General features: G+C 60.8%; 15 protein-coding genes and 1 pseudogene. 6 read left to right on the top strand and 10 right to left on the bottom strand.

Features of this window, described 5'->3' with window-relative positions; all coding sequences use genetic code 11:
- Position 1 precedes the first annotated feature (1 nt).
- The gene (locus KB890_RS22660; protein ID WP_002912743.1) at positions 2-1345 is read left to right on the top strand and encodes an NCS2 family permease; all 1344 of its coding nucleotides are present in this window, start codon (positions 2-4) and stop codon (positions 1343-1345) included.
- Here the strand turns inward: KB890_RS22660 and KB890_RS22655 are convergent.
- Positions 1335-2234: a LysR family transcriptional regulator gene (locus KB890_RS22655; RefSeq protein WP_004149074.1), complete on the bottom strand. Its 900-nt coding sequence runs from the start codon at positions 2232-2234 to the stop codon at positions 1335-1337. The genes KB890_RS22660 and KB890_RS22655 overlap by 11 nt on opposite strands.
- Positions 2235-2417: 183 nt before the next feature.
- Here KB890_RS22655 and KB890_RS22650 point away from each other — a divergent pair, with 183 nt between their 5' ends.
- Both KB890_RS22650 and KB890_RS22645 read left to right on the top strand, forming a co-directional pair.
- Positions 2418-2735 carry an RcnB family protein gene (locus tag KB890_RS22650; protein WP_002912749.1) on the top strand — a complete coding sequence of 106 codons (318 nt, stop codon included), beginning with the start codon at positions 2418-2420 and terminating at the stop codon, positions 2733-2735.
- A complete protein-coding gene (locus KB890_RS22645; protein ID WP_004200478.1) occupies positions 2710-3171 on the top strand; it encodes a GNAT family N-acetyltransferase in 462 nt (153 codons plus the stop codon). Before KB890_RS22650 ends, KB890_RS22645 begins: the two co-directional genes overlap by 26 nt.
- On the opposite strand, the gene apbC is transcribed toward KB890_RS22645, so the two are convergent.
- The gene (gene apbC / locus KB890_RS22640) at positions 3168-4277 is read right to left on the bottom strand and encodes an iron-sulfur cluster carrier protein ApbC (protein ID WP_002912751.1); all 1110 of its coding nucleotides are present in this window, start codon (positions 4275-4277) and stop codon (positions 3168-3170) included. The genes KB890_RS22645 and apbC overlap by 4 nt on opposite strands.
- Before the next feature lie 153 nt (positions 4278-4430).
- On the opposite strand from apbC, the gene metG reads away from it, so the two are divergent.
- Positions 4431-6464, top strand: a complete 2034-nt coding sequence (metG, locus tag KB890_RS22635; protein ID WP_031280870.1) for a methionine--tRNA ligase — start codon at positions 4431-4433, stop codon at positions 6462-6464.
- A 114-nt stretch (positions 6465-6578) separates the two neighbouring features.
- On the opposite strand, the gene KB890_RS22630 is transcribed toward metG, so the two are convergent.
- The 3 genes from KB890_RS22630 to KB890_RS22620 are packed head-to-tail and all read right to left on the bottom strand — an operon-like array spanning position 6579 to position 9498.
- Complete coding sequence (locus KB890_RS22630; protein ID WP_002912756.1) at positions 6579-7049, bottom strand: YehS family protein; 471 nt, start codon at positions 7047-7049, stop codon at positions 6579-6581.
- Between the two features lie 47 nt (positions 7050-7096).
- Positions 7097-7816, bottom strand: a complete 720-nt coding sequence (btsR, locus tag KB890_RS22625) for a two-component system response regulator BtsR (protein ID WP_004144215.1) — start codon at positions 7814-7816, stop codon at positions 7097-7099.
- Positions 7810-9498, bottom strand: a complete 1689-nt coding sequence (locus KB890_RS22620) for a sensor histidine kinase (RefSeq protein WP_002912760.1) — start codon at positions 9496-9498, stop codon at positions 7810-7812. The genes btsR and KB890_RS22620 overlap by 7 nt, the downstream gene beginning before the upstream one ends.
- Before the next feature lie 229 nt (positions 9499-9727).
- On the opposite strand from KB890_RS22620, the gene KB890_RS22615 reads away from it, so the two are divergent.
- Positions 9728-9841, top strand: a complete 114-nt coding sequence (locus KB890_RS22615) for a protein YohO (protein ID WP_002912762.1) — start codon at positions 9728-9730, stop codon at positions 9839-9841.
- Here KB890_RS22615 and KB890_RS22610 read toward each other — a convergent pair.
- From KB890_RS22610 to bglX, 5 genes are all read right to left on the bottom strand, one after another.
- The gene (locus tag KB890_RS22610; protein WP_022631308.1) at positions 9816-10553 is read right to left on the bottom strand and encodes an ABC transporter permease; all 738 of its coding nucleotides are present in this window, start codon (positions 10551-10553) and stop codon (positions 9816-9818) included. The two genes, KB890_RS22615 and KB890_RS22610, sit on opposite strands and share 26 nt — an antisense overlap.
- Positions 10537-11484: an ABC transporter ATP-binding protein gene (locus KB890_RS22605; protein WP_022631307.1), complete on the bottom strand. Its 948-nt coding sequence runs from the start codon at positions 11482-11484 to the stop codon at positions 10537-10539. Before KB890_RS22605 ends, KB890_RS22610 begins: the two co-directional genes overlap by 17 nt.
- Positions 11477-12634, bottom strand: coding sequence for an ABC transporter permease (locus tag KB890_RS22600; protein ID WP_022631306.1), 1158 nt, complete (start codon positions 12632-12634; stop codon positions 11477-11479). The genes KB890_RS22605 and KB890_RS22600 overlap by 8 nt, the downstream gene beginning before the upstream one ends.
- Positions 12635-12641: 7 nt before the next feature.
- Positions 12642-13559 carry a glycine betaine ABC transporter substrate-binding protein OsmF gene (locus tag KB890_RS22595; RefSeq protein ID WP_002912823.1) on the bottom strand — a complete coding sequence of 306 codons (918 nt, stop codon included), beginning with the start codon at positions 13557-13559 and terminating at the stop codon, positions 12642-12644.
- 136 nt (positions 13560-13695) lie between these two features.
- Positions 13696-15993, bottom strand: coding sequence for a beta-glucosidase BglX (gene bglX, locus KB890_RS22590; RefSeq protein ID WP_009307419.1), 2298 nt, complete (start codon positions 15991-15993; stop codon positions 13696-13698).
- A gap of 194 nt (positions 15994-16187) precedes the next feature.
- Here bglX and dld point away from each other — a divergent pair.
- Positions 16188-17932: pseudogene (dld, locus tag KB890_RS22585) on the top strand (D-lactate dehydrogenase).
- The last annotated feature ends 54 nt before the right edge of the window (positions 17933-17986 follow it).

Genomic DNA, 17986 nt, shown 5'->3' with positions numbered 1-17986 from the left:
CATGGCCGATAACACACTTCACTCTTCCGCCCGCGCTAACTGGCTGGAGCGCCGCTTTGCGCTGCGCTCGCGCGGCGGCACGCTACGCACCGAATGCCTGGCCGGGATCACCGGCTTTCTCGCCGCCGCCTATTTACTGGTGGTTATCCCGGGGCTGCTGGCGATCGGCGGGATGGATAAAGGCGCCGCCACCACCGGCACCATTCTGGTCTTCGTCGTCGGCTCGCTGCTGATGGCGTTTTATGCCAACCTGCCGTTTATCGTCGGCCCGGGCATTGGCGGCTCGGTGCTGGTGGGGGTGACGCTGGCCGGTAGCGAAGGGATTGGCTGGCAGACTGGCCTCGGAATTGCCTGCTGGTCGGGGATCCTCTTCTTCCTGCTGACCCGCTTTGGCCTGCGCGAAGTGGTCACCCGCTCGGTGCCGCAGTCGATCAAGCTGGGATTGACGGCCTCCATCGGCCTGTTTGTCGCCGTGCTCGGTTTTCGTAATGCCGGGCTGGTGCTGGCCAATGCGAAAACCAACGCCCTGATGCTCGGCGACTTTCTCGCCCCCGGCGCGCTGGTGGCGCTGTGCGGCCTGTTCCTGGCGATAGCCCTGCAGGCGCGTAAGGTTCCGGGCGCCATTTTGTGGGCCATTCTGTGCGCCACCCTGGTGGGTATCCCGTTCGGCGTGACTAAACTGCCGACGCATTTTATCGATGCCCCCCACTCGCTGGCGCCGGTGCTGGGACAGGTTGACCTGCTGGGGGCGTTAAACATCGCCTTCCTGCCGTTCCTGTTCGTCTTTTTCGCATCTGAGTTTTTCTCCACTATGGGGACAACGCTGGCGGTGGGCGGCGAGGCGGGTCTGCTGGATGAAGAAGGCAACATGCCGCAGATTAATCGCCCGTTCATGGTCGATTCGATTGCCGCCGCGCTCGGCCCGTGGGTGGGCATTCCGGCGGCGACGGCGCTGATTGAATCTTCGGCGGCAGCGGAAGCGGGCGGCAAAACCGGCCTCACCGCGCTGTCAGCGGCGGTAATGTTCCTGCTGATGCTGCTGTTCACGCCGGTGGCGTTGATGATCCCGAAAGAAGCCACCGCCCCGGCGCTGATCCTGATTGGCCTGAACATGTTCAGCGGCCTGCGCAAAGTGGATCTTGCCAACTTCACCGACGGGCTGCCGGTGCTGATGATGGTGATGATCACCCTTATCGCCAACAGCTTTGGCACCGGGATTGCCGGCGGGCTGCTGTTTTACATTGTGATCAAGGCTATCGCCGGTAAGTGGCGGGAGATCCCGATTGGCCTGTGGGTATTGGCCGTCCCGCTGGTGTATTACTTCGCGACCTTAGTCAGGCATTAAGCCCTTCACAATGTGATTTCACCTCTTCATATAACAAACGCACCGCGGCAGAGAGCTGTTTGCGGTGCGGACAAATCAGATTCAACGGCACCACATCCCCCTGATAACGCGGCAGCAGGCGCCGCAGGCGCCCCGCCCGCAGATCGTCGCTGACGTCGAGCATCGATTTATAGGCAATGCCCTCCCCGGCGATCGCCAGCCGACGGATCACCTCGGCGTCGTCGCTCATCACCGTGCCGGAAACCTTCTGCTGCTGAACCACGCCGTCGAGGCTCAGCGACCAGCGGTCGAACGGACGGCCGCGCAAAATGTAGATCAACGCATTGTGCTGGCTGAGTTCCTCGAGGGTCTGCGGTTCGCCATGGCGGGCGATCCACTCAGGCGAGGCCACCAGCACCCGACGATTTTCCGGCGCCACCGGCAGCGAGATAAACGAGGCATCGTCGTTATTGCCATAGCGAAACGCAACGTCCACCGGATCTTTAAACACGTCGGTCAGCTGATCGGAAAAGAGCAGCCGCAGGCGCAGCGCCGGGTGGCGTTGGCGGAAATCGCGGAACAGGGTCAGGAGCAGGTTACGCCCGAGGTCCGACGGCACGGCAATCTGCAACATGCCGCGAACTTCATCATCCGGGGTCTGGATCTTCTGCAGACCGGCCTCGAGGGTATCGAGCATCTGGGTGGCGTAGGGCAGCCAGGTCTCCCCCTCCGGCGTCAGGCGCAGGCTGCGGGTCGAACGGGCAAACAGGCGAATATTGAGGATCGTCTCCAGACGCTTAATTGCCGCGCTGACCTGCGCCGGCTGCTGCCCGGCCTCGCGCGCCGCGTCGCTAAAACTGCCCAGCGCCGCGGCGCGGACAAATAAGGTCAGATCTTCCAGCCTGAACATGCTGATTCTCCCCTGCTTCAGATTGCTCCCAAAATACGCATCACCGTCGCTGCAACGCAAGCGGCACAAGACTTGCGCCGCGTTTTGCTTACACTTTTTAAAAATCCAGTGCTTGCCATTTCAGCAACGCTTCAGGAATGATACGAGGCTGCTATTTTGAGTCCAGGTAATATTGAGGAAACTATGCGTAAAACAAAAATGATGCTTCTGGGCGTACTTCTTGCCACCGCTGGCGCCAGCTGGACGGCTACTGCCGCGGGGATCGATCAGTATGCGCTGAAAGAGTTCACCGCCGATTTCACCCAGTTTCACATCGGCGACACCGTTCCGGCGATGTACCTCACCCCGGAATACAACATCAAACAGTGGCAGCAGCGTAACCTGCCTGCGCCGGACGCCGGCAGCCACTGGACCTATATGGGCGGTAACTACGTGCTGATCACCGATACCGAAGGCAAAATCCTCAAAGTGTACGATGGCGAGATCTTCTATCACCGCTGATCCGCGCAATCTCCACGTCCGCCCCGGCGAGCCAGCGGACTCTCCGGCGCTGCGCCAGATCTTCCTGCGGGCGCGCAGTTTATCGTGGACCTGGCTTCCCGCCGCGGCGTGGCGGCTGGAGGATTTCGATGCCGCCACCGCGGATGAACAGCTGTGGGTCGCGGAATGCGACGGCCAGCCGGTGGGCTTTGCCGCCGTATGGACCGCCGATAATTTCCTTCACCATCTGTTTGTCGACCCCGACTGGCAAGGCAAACATATCGGCAGCGCGCTGCTGGCGCAGGTCGAACGGACCTTTACCGCCAGCGGAACGCTGAAGTGCCTGATGGAAAATAAAAACGCCCTGCGCTTCTACCAGCGTCATGGCTGGACCATCGAAGCACAGGGCGCGTCGCCCGAGGGCAGATACTGGCTGATGCGCTCGCCGCGGCCTTAAACGGCGCGGAAGGCAATCTCACCCGGGATCACTTCTCCCTGCCAGTACATCTGGGCCGCCACCCGGCCCGCCAGCTGGCGGTAGATGTCGGTAAATTCGCTGTCCGGACGCGCCACCACCGTCGGCGTGCCGTTATCCAGATCTTCCCGCAGCGTAATATGCAGCGGCAGCTGGCCCAGCAGCTGGGTGTGGTATTTCTCGGCCAGTTTTTGCGCGCCGCCGGTGCCGAAGATAGGCTCGTGGTGCCCGCAGTTGCTGCAGATATGCATGCTCATGTTTTCCACGATCCCCAGCACCGGCACTTCCACTTTCTCGAACATCACGATGCCTTTTTTGGCGTCGATCAGCGCGATGTCCTGCGGCGTGGTGACCACCACCGCGCCGGTCACCGGGATGTTCTGCGCCAGGGTCAGCTGGATGTCGCCGGTGCCCGGCGGCATATCCAGCACCAGGTAATCAAGATCCGGCCACAGCGTCTCCTGCAGCATCTGCATCAGCGCCTTGCTGGCCATCGGCCCACGCCAGACCATGGCGTTGTCGTCGGTCACCAGGTAGCCGATGGAGTTGGTTGCCAGACCATATTTCATGATCGGCGCCATATGAGTGCCGTCCGGCGAGGTCGGGCGGCTGTCTTCCGCACCCAGCATGGTCGGAATCGACGGACCATAGATATCGGCATCCAGAATGCCCACCTTCGCCCCTTCCGCCGCCAGGGCCAGCGCCAGGTTTACGGCAGTAGAAGATTTACCGACGCCGCCTTTGCCGGAGCTGATGGCGATAATGTTTTTCACGCCGTTGACCCCGGGCTGGTTTTTCACCCGCTTGAGGGTCGCAATGCTGTGGGTCAGCTTCCAGTCGATGGCCTTCGCGCCGGTGATGCGCAGCAGTTCGGCGCTGCACTGCTCTTTCAGCGCTTCGAAAGCGCTGCTCCAGACGAACGGCATTTGCAGTTCAATATGGACGGTATCGTCCAGCCAGGCGACATGGTGCAGCGCCTTAAGGGCGGTGAGATTATGCTTCAGGGTTGGGTGCTGGAAATTGGCCAGCGTCCCGGCGACCATCGCACGTAGGCGCTCAGGGGATTTGGCCTGGGATTGCGAATTCATCCCGACTCCTTTGTTGTTTTGAGATGCTTTCAGTAATCACAGAGTTTATCACAGGTAACGATTATCCATATATGGGCAGCCATTTATGGCGCACCCACAGCCCTTTTGGTAATATCGGAAGCCCTTTTTACAACAGAAGATGTAATGCTCACTATGACTCAAGTCGCGAAGAAAATTCTGGTAACGTGCGCCCTGCCGTACGCCAACGGCTCCATCCACCTCGGCCACATGCTGGAGCACATCCAGGCTGATGTCTGGGTCCGTTACCAGCGAATGCGCGGCCACGAGGTCAACTTCATCTGCGCCGACGACGCCCACGGCACGCCGATTATGCTCAAAGCGCAGCAGCTCGGTATCACTCCGGAGCAGATGATTGGCGAAATGAGTCAGGAGCATCAGACCGATTTCGCCGGCTTCGACATCAGCTATGATAACTATCACTCGACGCACAGCGACGAGAACCGCGAGCTGTCGGAGCTTATCTACACCCGCCTGAAAGAGAACGGTTTTATTAAAAACCGCACCATCTCTCAGCTCTACGATCCGGAAAAAGGCATGTTCCTGCCGGACCGTTTTGTGAAAGGCACCTGTCCGAAGTGCAAATCTCCGGACCAGTATGGCGATAACTGCGAAGTGTGCGGCGCGACCTACAGCCCTACCGAGCTTATCGACCCGAAATCGGTGGTCTCCGGCGCCACGCCGGTGATGCGTGACTCCGAGCACTTTTTCTTCGACCTGCCCTCGTTCAGCGAAATGCTGCAGGCGTGGACCCGCAGCGGCGCCCTGCAGGAGCAGGTCGCGAACAAGATGCAGGAGTGGTTCGAATCCGGCCTGCAGCAGTGGGACATCTCCCGCGATGCGCCGTACTTCGGCTTCGAAATTCCCAACGCGCCGGGCAAATATTTCTACGTCTGGCTGGACGCGCCGATCGGCTACATGGGCTCCTTCAAGAACCTGTGCGACAAGCGCGGCGACACCACCAGCTTCGACGAATACTGGAAGAAAGATTCCACGGCCGAGCTGTATCACTTTATCGGCAAGGACATTGTCTACTTCCACAGCCTGTTCTGGCCGGCGATGCTGGAAGGCAGCAACTTCCGTAAGCCGACTAACCTGTTCGTGCACGGCTACGTGACGGTTAACGGCGCCAAGATGTCCAAGTCGCGCGGCACCTTTATCAAGGCCAGCACCTGGTTAAATCATTTCGATGCCGACAGCCTGCGCTACTACTACACCGCCAAGCTCTCTTCACGCATCGATGACATCGACCTGAACCTGGAAGATTTCGTGCAGCGCGTGAACGCCGACATCGTCAACAAGGTGGTTAACCTCGCCTCACGCAACGCCGGCTTTATCAGCAAGCGTTTCGACGGCGTGCTGGCCGCGGAGCTGGCCGACCCGGCGCTGTACAAAACCTTCACCGACGCGGCGGAAAGCATCGGCGAAGCGTGGGACAGCCGCGAGTTCGGTAAAGCCATCCGCGAAATCATGGCCCTCGCCGACGTGGCTAACCGCTATGTCGACGAGCAGGCGCCGTGGGTGGTGGCGAAACAGGAAGGCCGCGACGCCGACCTGCAGGCAATCTGCACCATGGGCCTGAATATGTTCCGCGTGCTGATGACCTGGCTGAAGCCGGTCCTGCCGCAGCTGGCCGCGCGTGCGGAAGCGTTCCTCAACAGCGAACTGAGCTGGGACGCCATTCAGCAGCCGCTGCTGGCGCATAAGGTCAATCCGTTCAAGGCGCTGTACAACCGTATCGAGATAAAGCAGGTGGAAGCCCTGGTGGAAGCCTCTAAAGAAGAGGTGAAAGCCACCGCGGCGCCGGTCATCGGTCCGCTGGCGGACGATCCTATTCAGGAGACCATCACCTTTGACGATTTCGCCAAAGTCGATCTGCGCGTGGCGCTGATTGAAAACGCGGAATTCGTCGAGGGCTCCGACAAGCTGCTGCGCCTGACGCTGGATCTCGGCGGCGAAAAACGCAATGTCTTCTCCGGCATCCGCTCCGCTTACCCGGATCCGCAGCCGCTGATTGGCCGCCTGACGGTGATGGTCGCCAACCTGGCGCCGCGCAAAATGCGCTTCGGCATCTCCGAGGGCATGGTGATGGCCGCCGGCCCTGGCGGGAAGGATATCTTCCTGTTAAGCCCTGACGACGGCGCCAAGCCGGGTCAGCAGGTGAAATAACAAAAAAGCCGGAGAGTATCTCCGGCTTTTTTTTGCCCGGCGGCGCTATGCTAGCACGCGCCCGGGGGCAGTCGTTGTAGGCCGGGTCAGGCGAAGCCGCCACCCGGCAAAAAATCATGCCTTCGGGTTATGCACCCGCTGGGTCAGTCCGCGCAGGAAATTGCGCAGAAACTGGTCGCCGCACTCGCGGTAGTTTTTGTGGTCAGGCGAGCGCATCATGGCGGTGATCTCCGGCACCGACACCCGGTATTTCTGCTCGCTCATAATCGCCTGGATATCGTCCGTTTTCAGCGAGAAGGCGATCCGCAGCTTTTTCAGCACCGTGTTGTTATTCACCCGACGCTCCAGCGCCAGCTCCGGGGCCGAATCATCTTTGCCGCGCTTGTCATAGATAAGGCCGTTAAGGAAACCCGACAGGATAATGTCCGGGCAGCGAACAAAGCCCTCTTCATCCTCTTTCGTCGTCCAGGTGTCGAAGCTGGCGGCGGTGGATTCCATAGCGGAGAGCGCGAGAATGCGCACCATATCGTTATTATTGACTTTCAGGGTGTAGCGCAGGCTACGAAGAATATCATTACTGAGCATGAGGGCCTTTTACTGTCGATGATGCAATGGGGCGCAGTGTACCAGCTTTACAGGCCAATCGCCTCTTTCAGGCTTTTTAAATAGCGCCGGCTCACCGGCACCGTTTGCCCGGCGCGCATCAGCAGCTCCGCCTGGCCATTCTCCTCCAGGCGAATCTCCTTCAGGTGCGCCATATTCACCAGATACTGGCGATGGCAGCGCAGCAGCGGCGTGCGGCTCTCGAGGGTGCGCAGGGTCAGTTCGGTAAAGCCCTCTTTTCCCTCGCGGTCGGTCACGTAGATGCCGCTCATCCGGCTGCTGACGAAGGCCACATCCTCCATCTGCAGCAGCCAGATACGACTGTGGCCGGTACAGGGAATGTATTTCAGCGTCTGCTGAGCATCATCCAGCAGCGACACATCCTGCAGATTACGCTCCTGGCGCAGGCGGGCGAGGGTTTTCTCCAGCCGGGCAGCTTCAATCGGCTTCAGCAGATAGTCAAAGGCATGCTCCTCAAAGGCTTTCACCGCGTATTCATCAAAGGCGGTGAGAAACACGATATAGGGGCGGTGCTCCGGGTCGAGCATCCCGACCATCTCCAGACCGCTGATGCGCGGCATCTGGATGTCGAGAAACAGCACGTCGGGACGCAGCTTATGCACCGCGCCAATGGCCTCCACCGCGTTGCCGCACTCGCCGACGATCTCGATATCGCGCTGTGTCTCCAGCAAAATGCGCAGGTTTTCCCGCGCCAGCGGCTCATCATCGACGATCAATACTCTCAGCATGCATTCTCCTCCAGGGGCAGACGTAGGGTGACACGGGTAAAGCGCTCCGGCTCGCAGGTGACGCTGATGCCGCAGTCGGCGCCAAAACGCGCCCGCAGCCGCCTGTCCACCAGATTCATCCCCAGCCCGCTGGCCTGGGGGTTGGCCCGGTACAGCCCGGCGTTATCCTCGATATCCAGCTGCAGCCAGCGATCGTCCTGGCTGGCGCGGATGGTAATTTCGCCGACGCCAAGATGTTGCGATGTACCATGCTTAATGGCGTTTTCCACGATCGGCTGCAGGGTAAAAGCCGGCAGCTGGTGATGCGCCAGCCCTTCCGGCACCGCCATCTGGATCTGCAGGTTAGCCTGAAAGCGAGCCTTCTCAATCTGCAGATAGGCGTTAACATGCTCGATCTCATCGGCAAGAGTGACAATTTCCGTCGGCCGTTTCAGGTTCTTGCGAAAGAAGGTCGACAGATACTGCACCAGCTGGCCGGCCTGATCGCTGTCGCGGCGGATCACCGCCTTCAGCGTGTTAAGCGCGTTAAACAGGAAGTGTGGGTTGACCTGGGCATGCAGGAGCTTGATTTCGGATTGCGTCAGCAGCGCCTTCTGCCGCTCGTACTGTCCGGCGAGGATCTGCGCCGACAGCAGCTGGGCAATCCCCTCCCCGAGGGTGCGGTTGATCGAACTGAACAGGCGATTTTTCGCCTCATACAGTTTAATGGTGCCTATCACCCGTTGGTTCTCGCCGCGCAGGGGGATCACCAGCGTCGACCCCAGCTTACAGTGCGGATGAATCGAGCAGCGGTAAGGCACCTCGTTGCCGTCGGCGTAGACCACCTCCCCGGTCTCAATCGCCCGTTGCGTATACGAGGAGGAGATAGGCTTGCCCGGCAGATGGTGATCGTCGCCGATGCCGGTAAACGCCAGCAGCTTGTCGCGATCGGTGATCGCCACCGCGCCGATGTCCAGCTCCTGGATCAGCACCTGGGCCACCTTCATGCTATTTTCTTCGTTGAATCCCTGACGCAGGATCCCCTCGGTGGACGCCGCCACCTTCAGCGCCGTGGCGGAAAAGGCGGAGGTGTACTTCTCAAACATCGCCCGCTTGTCCAGCAGAATGCGCATAAACAGCGCCGCACCGACGGTATTGGTGACCATCATCGGCGCGGCAATGCTCTGCACCAGATGCAGGGCGTCCTGGAACGGGCGGGCAATCAGCAGAATGATCATCATCTGCACCAGCTCGGCCACGAAGGTGATCGCCCCGGCGGTCAGCGGGCTAAAGACTTTGTCCGGCCGGCCGCGTTTGACCAGCACGCTGTGCACCAGACCGCCCAGCAGCCCCTCAACGATGGTGGAAACCATGCAGCTTAAGGCGGTCATTCCCCCCAGCGAGTAGCGGTGCAGGCCGCCGGTGAGCCCTACCAGCCCGCCGACCACCGGCCCGCCGAGCAGGCCGCCCATCACAGCGCCGATGGCGCGGGTGTTGGCGATCGAGTCTTCGATATGCAGACCGAAATAGGTCCCCATAATGCAGAAAATGGAGAAGGTGACGTAGCACAGCAGCTTGTGCGGCAGGCGAACGGTGACTTGCATCAGGGGGATAAACAGTCGGGTTTTGCTCATCAACCACGCGATGACCAAAAATACGCACATCTGCTGAAGCAGCAGCAACACCAGATCAAACTCGTACATACCCGCAAACCACACATGCCTGAAAGCGCGTACCATACCCTGCCTGGCGAAAACTTTCTTTGAAGCCCTGCATAAAAATGAAAAATGACGGCCAGGATCACACTTTTTTGCGGCGCGTTGCGCAGCAAACGCGGCAAAAAGCCCGGCGCGGCGCGCTAAACCGCAATTAATGTTTCATTAACACCTGCGCTTCACCGTATAATCCCCCTGTTAACATCAGGAGCCTATTATGAAGCCAGCGAAAATCGCGGTCGTCACTCTCTTCTTACTTATGGCCATCGGCGGGATCAGCGGCGTAATGCTGGCCGGCTATTCCTTTATTGTGCGTGGCGGTGTCGGCTGATCCAGCGGGTCAGACGCTCAAACGCGCGGTCGACGATAATCGCCGCCAGGGCCACCAGCAGCGCCCCCTGAACAATATAGGCGGTATTAAAGCCGCTCAGGCCGATGATGATCGGCGTCCCGAGCGTACTGGCCCCCACCGTCGAGGCAATGGTCGCGGTACCAATATTGACGATGACCGAGGTGCGGATCCCCGCCAGGATCACCGGGGCCGCCAGCGGTAGCTCCACCTTATACAGACGCTGCCAGCCGGTCATTCCCATCCCTTCAGCCACACCTGACACCCCCGGCGGTGTCGAACCCAGCCCGGCCAGCGTCCCCTGCAGCACCGGCAGTATGCCATACAACGCGAGGGCTATCAGCGCCGGCAGCCAGCCAAAGCCCAGCACCGGCACCGCCATCGCCAGCACCGCCACCGGCGGAAAGGTCTGCCCGATAGCGGCGATGGTCTCCACCAGCGGACGAAACGCGCTGCCGGCGGGCCGGGTGACCGCCACCCCAGCCCCCAGCCCGATTGCCGTTGCCGCGAGGCTGGACGCCACCACCAGCCAGCCGTGATCGAGAGTGAGCGCCCAGAAGCTCTCCTGCTGGTAGACCGGCCGCGGCAGCTCCGGGAACAGCCGACTGAACAGCGGCGCGCTGTAGGGCAGCCCTGCCAGCAGGCCGATAAACAGCGCGATAAGCCACCACAGCGGCTCACGAAGCGCCTTCATGGCTCATCTCCTGACGCAGCAGATCGGCAAAATGCAGCGTACCGCAGGGCCTGCCTTCGGCATCGACCACCGGCAGCGTCTCGCAGCGCCGGGCGACAAACTGCGACAGCGCTTCCCGCAGGGTCATGGTGACGGTCAGCCCCTCGCCCGCCAGCCGTTCGTCGGGACGCAAATAGTCCCCCACCTCGCGCAGCGACAGCAGGCGCACGCCCAGCTCGCTACGACCAAAAAAGGTCTGTACAAAGCTATTTTTCGGTCGCAGGAGCATCTCCAGCGGCGCCCCCTGCTGGACCACCTCGCCCCCGTCCATCAGCACCAGGTGGTCCGCCAGACGCAGCGCTTCGTCAATATCATGGGTCACCAGCACAATCGTCCGTCCCAGCAGACGGTGGATGCGCAGCATCTCCTGCTGCAGCGCCTCGCGGGTCACCGGGTCGAGGGCGCCGAAGGGCTCATCCATCAACAGCACCTCCGGATCTGCCGCCAGCGCCCGCGCCACCCCCACCCGCTGCAGCTGGCCGCCGGAGAGCTGATGCGGGTAACGGTCGCGCAGCGTCGCCTCCAGCCCCAGCAGCGCCATCAGCTCGTCGATCCGGTCGGCGATCCTTGCCCGCGGCCATCTTTGCAACTGCGGCACGGTGGCGATATTCTGCGCCACCGTCCAGTGGGGAAACAGGCCGATGGACTGGATGGCATAGCCCATCCGCCGCCGCAGGGTCAGGACCGGCTGCTGGCGAATGTCCTCGCCGGCAAAGCGAATGGTGCCCCGGTCCGGCTCCAGCAGACGGTTGATCATCTTCAGCGTCGTCGACTTGCCCGAGCCGGAAGTCCCCACCAGCACCGAGAAAGCGCCTTCGCGCAGCTCCAGGGTCAGGTCCTTCACCGCCGGGTGGCCGGCAAACACTTTGCTGACCCCTTGAAATTCAATCATTGGCCTCTCCTTTTAGCCAGGCGCCCCACAGGGCGAACAGGGCATCCACCACCACCGCCAGGGCAATGGTCGGCACCACGCCCAGCAGCACCAGATCCAGCGCACTGCTCAGCAGCCCCTGAAAAACCAGCGCGCCAAAGCCGCCGGCGCCGATCAGCGCGGCCACTACCGCCATGCCGACGGTTTGCACGCTGACCACCCGCAGGCTGCGCAGCAGTACCGGCATCGCCAGCGGAAGCTGCACCTGACGAAAGCGCTGCCCGGCGCTCATGCCCATCGCCGTCGCGCTTTCCAGGGCCTCCTGCGGCACCTGCTGCAGGCCGGTCACCACCCCGCGCACCAGCGGCAGCAGCGCATAGAGAGTGAGAGCGATCAGGGCTGGCGCCACGCCGGTCCCGGAGACGCCCAGCTCGCCCAGCGTCGGGAAATAACGCGCCAGACCGGCAAGCGGCGCAATCAGCAGGCCAAAAAGCGCTACCGACGGAATAGTCTGGATCACATTGAGCGCGGTGAAAGCTGGCGCCTGCCAGCGCGGACGCCGCCACAGCCATACCCCCAGCGGCAGGCCAATCAGCAGGCCCGGCAGCAGGGTGCCGAACAGCAGAAGCAGATGCTGGCGCAGGGCGTCATCAAATACCTCCTGACGGTTGGCATACTCCTTCAGCAAGGAGAGCTGATCGAGCGCCCCGATAGCGAGCAGGATGATGGGCAACAGCCAGACTTGCGCATTGAGCAGCCAGCGCCAGAGCGGCCGGACGGTAAGATGACGGATGGCCTCGCTGGCCAGCAGCAGACAAAGCGCCAGCGACAGCCACAGGCCGCTGCCGGGCGAGGTGCGCGCCAGCGGCGAGCCATGGCGGAAGAGCTCAAGCGCCGCCTGGCCGCTGCCCCAGATAAGCAGCGGGAAGAGCAGTTCGGCCAGCAGCAGGTGGAGAAACGGCACGATCCTGCCCGGCAGCCAGCAGAGCAGCATCCCGGCAAGGGCCGCCGCCAGCTGAACGCCGGCGAGCCAGGGCAGCGCCTGCCACAGCCCGCGCCCTTCCCCGGAGAGTAAGCGATTCGGCGCATAAGTGACAAACGGCAGCGCCAGCGTAACCAGCAGCAGACCTGTCAGCAGCAGGCCGACGCGATGAGTACAGCGAATGGTCACCGGTGGCTTACTTCAGCAGGCCTTTCTGCTGCAGATAATCTGCCGCCACGCGCTTCGCATCCTGGCCCTCCACCGCAATGCGGGCGTTCAGCTGCTGCAGCGTTTTTTCATCGAGGCTGGCGAAGACCGGCTGTAGCCAGTCGGCGATCTGCGGGTAGGCCTTCAGCACCGCCTCGCGCACCACCGGCGTCGGGGCATATATCGGCTGCACGCCCTGCGGGTCGCTCAGCGTCTGTAACCCCAGGGCCGCCACCGGGCCATCGGTGCCGTAGGCCATCGCCGCGTTAACGCCGGAGGTCTGTTGCGCCGCCGCTTTGATGGTCACCGCCGTATCGCCCCCGGCCAGCGACAGCAGCTGGTTCTGGTTGAGGTTGAAGCCATACGCTTTTTCAAACGCCGGCAGCGCGTCCGGGCGCTCAATAAATTCCGCCGAAGCCGCCAGCTTAAATTCGCCGCCCTGCTTCAGGTAGCGACTGAGGTCGGCCAGCGAGGTCAGCTTATTTTTCTCCGCCAGGTCCTGGCGCACGGCGATAGTCCAGGTGTTGTTGGCCGGCGCCGGGGTGAGCCATACCAGCTGATGTTTCTCCTGATCGAGGCGCTTCACCTTCTCATAGCCCTGTTGGGCATTCTTCCACGCCGGGTCGTTTTCATCTTTGAAGAAGAAGGCGCCATTGCCGGTATATTCCGGGTAGATATCCAGCTCGCCGGCGACAATCGCCCCGCGCACCACCGGCGTGGTGCCGAGCTGGATTTTATTAATCGTTTTTACGCCGTGGCTTTCCAGCACCTGCTGGATCATATTGCCCAGCAGCGCGCCTTCGGTATCAATTTTCGAGCCGACCTTCACCGGCTCCGCCGCCTGCAGCGGTAAACTTATCAGGGCGGCCAGCGCCAGCGCGCCGGACCATGTCGTTGCCATCTTCATCCCGCATCCCTCAGTTCTTTTGCGCTTCGCTTACAGAAGCTTAAGAGAAAAGCGTAGCCCATTTGCCAGCGATGCGAAAAAGAAAAGGCCGATTAATCGGCCTTTAAAGCGTGACGTTGGACTTAAGAGCGATGCCTTACAGCAGCTCAAACTCGCTCTGCTTCACGCGGGCGGAGTCCACGCCGATAAAGACATTGAATTTGCCCGGCTCAGCAACGTATTTCATCTGCTGATTCCAGAACTTCAGCGCGTCGACGTCGATTGGGAAGCTAACGGTTTGCGTTTCGCCCGGTTTGAGGGTGACCTTTTTAAAGCCGCGCAGCATTTTCACCGGCCGGCTCATGGAGGCGGTGACGTCCTGCAGATACAGCTGAATCACCGTTGCCCCTTCGCGTTTGCCGGTGTTGGTCACCTGCACGCTGGCGGTCACGCTGCCGTCGCGCGGAAGGGTGGCTGACGACATGTTGACATCGGAGACGCTAAAGGTGGTGTAGCTCAGGCCGTAACCAAACGGATACAGCGGGCCATTGGCTTCATCGAAGTAACGCGAGGTGTACTTGTTCGGCTTCTCCGGATTATACGGCCGGCCGGTATTCAGGTGGCTGTAGTAGGTTGGGATCTGCCCCACCGAGCGCGGAAAAGACATCGGCAGTTTGCCCGACGGATTGTAATCGCCAAACAGCACGTCGGCGATGGCGTGGCCGCCTTCGGTGCCAGCAAACCAGGTCTCCAGCAGCGCATCGGCTTGCTGATCCTCTTTCACCAGCGCCAGCGGACGCCCGTTCATCAGCACCAGCACCAGCGGTTTGCCGGTGGCTTTAAGAGCGGCAATCAGATTGCGCTGGCTCTGCGGCAGGGTGATATCGGTCCGGCTGGAGGCCTCATGCGCCATGCCCTGCGCCTCGCCCACCACGGCGACCACCACATCGGATTGCTTCGCCGCCGCGACCGCTTCGTCGATCATTTCCTGCGGCGAGCGTGGGTCAACCTGCACCGCGTTCTCATACAAATTGAGGAAATCGACAATGCCTTTGTCATCGGTAACGTTCGCCCCTTTGGCGTAAATCACTTTGCCGTTATCGCCCAGCGCTTCTTTGATGCCGGTCAGGACGGTCACCGACTGGTCGGCCACCCCGGCCGCGGACCAGCTGCCCATCATGTCGCGCTTGCTGTCCGCCAGCGCGCCAACCACCGCGATAGTGCCGGATTTTTTCAGCGGCAGCGTATCAAGACGGTTCTTCAGCAGCACCAGGCTCTCGCGAGCCACTTCGCGCGCCTCTTTACGATGCAGACGACTTTCCGCATTGGTGTCCTGCGGGTCAGAATCTTTCGGTCCCAGGTGGCTGTAGGGATCGTTGAACAGTCCCATATCATATTTCACGTTGAGCACGTGTCGGGTGGCATCATCCAGCTCGGCCATGGTCACCTTGCCGGACTTCACCAGCCCCGGCAGGTACTTGCTGTAATACTCGTCGCTCATGCTCATGTTGATGCCGGACTTCAGCGCTACGCGCACCGCGTCTTCCGGGTCGGAGGCCACGCCGTGCTTAATCAACTCTTTGATGGCGCCGTGGTCGGAAACGGTGATGCCTTTAAAGCCCCATTGGTCGCGCAGGACGTCTTTCAGCAGCCAGGAATCAGAGGTCGCCGGGGTGCCGTTCAGCGAGTTCAGGGCTACCATCACCGCGCCGCTGCCGGCATCAAGCCCGGCTTTATACGGCGGCATATAGTCGTTGAACAGGCGCTGCGGGCTCATGTCGACCGTATTGTACTCTTTCCCGCCCTCCACCGCGCCGTAGGCGGCGAAATGCTTGACGCTGGTCATCACCGAATAGCGGTCCGCCGGGCTCTTGCCCTGCATCGACTCCACCATCGCCTGGCCCATCATCGTGGTCAGATAGGTGTCTTCCCCGAACCCTTCGGAAGCGCGTCCCCAGCGCGGATCGCGGGAGACGTCGACCATCGGCGCCCAGGTCATGTTCAAGCCGTCATCGGCGGCTTCATATGCTGACACGCGGCCCACGGTCTTCACCGCATCAAGGTTAAACGACGAGGCCAGGCCGAGGCTTATCGGAAACACGGTACGCTGACCGTGCAGCACATCGTAGGCAAAGAACAGCGGGATCTTCAGGCGGCTAAGCTGCATCACCTGATCCTGCATCACACGGATATCCGGGCGGGTAACGGTGTTAAAAATCGCCCCCACCTGACCGTTCTTGATCATTTCACGGATCGCCTCTTTCGGGTTATCCGGGCCAACGCTTATCAGACGCAGCTGGCCGATTTTCTCGTCCACCGTCATTTTTTTCAGCAGGTCGGTGACAAAGGCATCCCGCGCCTGCGGGGTCAGGGGGTGGTTACCAAACAGTTCATCCGCCAGCGCGGGTTGCAGCGCCAGACTCACGGCGACGCCTACAGTGCAGAGCCATTTCATTGTTATCTCGCTTTATCTCAGACGGGGACTCGGTAAAACATAATAAAAACCGCAGTTTGCCATATATATAAACAACGCGCCCGCAGAATGCTAAGGTTCTTCTCTGATTTTTGCGAAACATTCATGCATCAAATTGTCATACAAAGCGCTATGCTTATCCTCGATATTTCGCGCACCACCACAAGGAGTGGAACATGTCATCTGCACCCACTGACACCCATAAAACGTTTCTGGCTGACCTGGCGCGCCTGGTTGGCCCTTCGCATCTGCTGACCGACCCGGCAAAAACCCAGCGCTACCGCAAAGGCTTCCGCTCCGGTCAGGGCGAGGCCCTGGCGGTTGTCTTTCCCGGCACCCTGCTGGAACTCTGGCGCGTGCTCAACGCCTGCGTAGACGCCGATAAAATTATTCTGATGCAGGCGGCCAACACCGGCCTGACCGAAGGTTCGACCCCCAACGGCAATGATTACGATCGCGAGATCGTGATTATCAGCACCCTGCGCCTGGACAAACTGCATCTGCTGGACAAAGGCGGCAGGTGCTGGCCTGGCCCGGCACCACCCTCTATTCGCTGGAAAAAGCGCTCAAACCGCTGGGACGCGAACCGCACTCGGTGATCGGTTCGTCATGCATCGGCGCATCGGTCATCGGCGGGATCTGCAACAACTCCGGCGGCTCGCTGGTGCAGCGCGGGCCGGCCTACACTGAGATGTCGCTGTTCGCGCAGATTGACGCCGACGGCAAGCTGAAGCTGGTCAATCATCTGGGCATCGATCTCGGCAGCACGCCGGAGCAGATCCTCAGCCGCCTCGATGACGAACGGATTAGCGATAGCGATGTGCTGCACGACGGCCGCCACGCCCACGATCACGACTATGTCACCCGCGTGCGCGATGTCGATGCCGACACCCCGGCGCGCTATAACGCCGACCCGGACCGCCTGTTCGAATCCTCCGGCTGCGCCGGCAAGCTGGCGGTTTTCGCCGTGCGTCTCGATACTTTCCCGGCGGAAAAGCGCCAGCAGGTGTTTTACATTGGCACCAACCAGCCGCAGGTATTGACCGAGATCCGCCGCCATATCCTCGCCGAGTTCCAGCATCTGCCGGTGGCGGGGGAATATATGCACCGCGATATTTACGATATCGCCGAGAAGTATGGCAAAGACACCTTCCTGATGATCGACAAGCTCGGCACCGACAAAATGCCGTTCTTCTTCACCATGAAGGGGCGCACCGACGCGATGCTGGAGAAAGTCTCGCTGTTTAAGCCGCACTTTACCGACCGCTTTATGCAGAAGCTCGGCCACGTCTTCCCGGCGCATTTACCGGAGCGGATGAAAACCTGGCGTGATAAATATGAACATCATCTGCTGCTGAAGATGGCTGGCGACGGCATCGAAGAAGCGCAGCGTTGGTTGACGGAGTACTTCCAGCAGGCCGAGGGGGATTTCTTCGCCTGTACGCCGGAGGAAGGCAGCAAGGCGTTCCTCCATCGCTTTGCCGCCGCCGGCGCGGCGATCCGCTATCAGGCGGTGCATGCCGACGAAGTCGAAGATATTCTGGCGCTGGATATCGCCCTGCGCCGTAACGATACCGAGTGGTTCGAACATCTGCCGCCCGAAATCGACAGCCAGCTGGTGCATAAGCTCTACTATGGCCACTTTATGTGCCATGTGTTCCATCAGGATTACATCGTCAGGAAAGGGGTCGACGCCCACGCGCTGAAGGAAAAAATGCTGGAGTTACTGAAAGCGCGCGGCGCCCAGTACCCGGCGGAGCATAACGTGGGTCATCTGTATGAGGCCCCGGAGAGCCTGCAGCAGTTCTATCGCCAGAACGATCCGACCAACAGCATGAACCCGGGGATTGGTAAAACCAGCAAGCAGAAATACTGGGGTGAAGCGGCCCCGACGCCAGCCTCTCCGGCGGATCCGCAATAATCGACGGCAGGACTATTCAGCCTGGCGCTTCTGTATTACGCTGCACGCCGGAGA

The organism is Klebsiella sp. P1954 (assembly GCF_018199955.1).
GTDB lineage: Bacteria > Pseudomonadota > Gammaproteobacteria > Enterobacterales > Enterobacteriaceae > Klebsiella > Klebsiella pneumoniae.
Note: the sequence above shows the minus strand (reverse complement) of the source record. Positions and strands in the feature narration are given on the sequence as shown.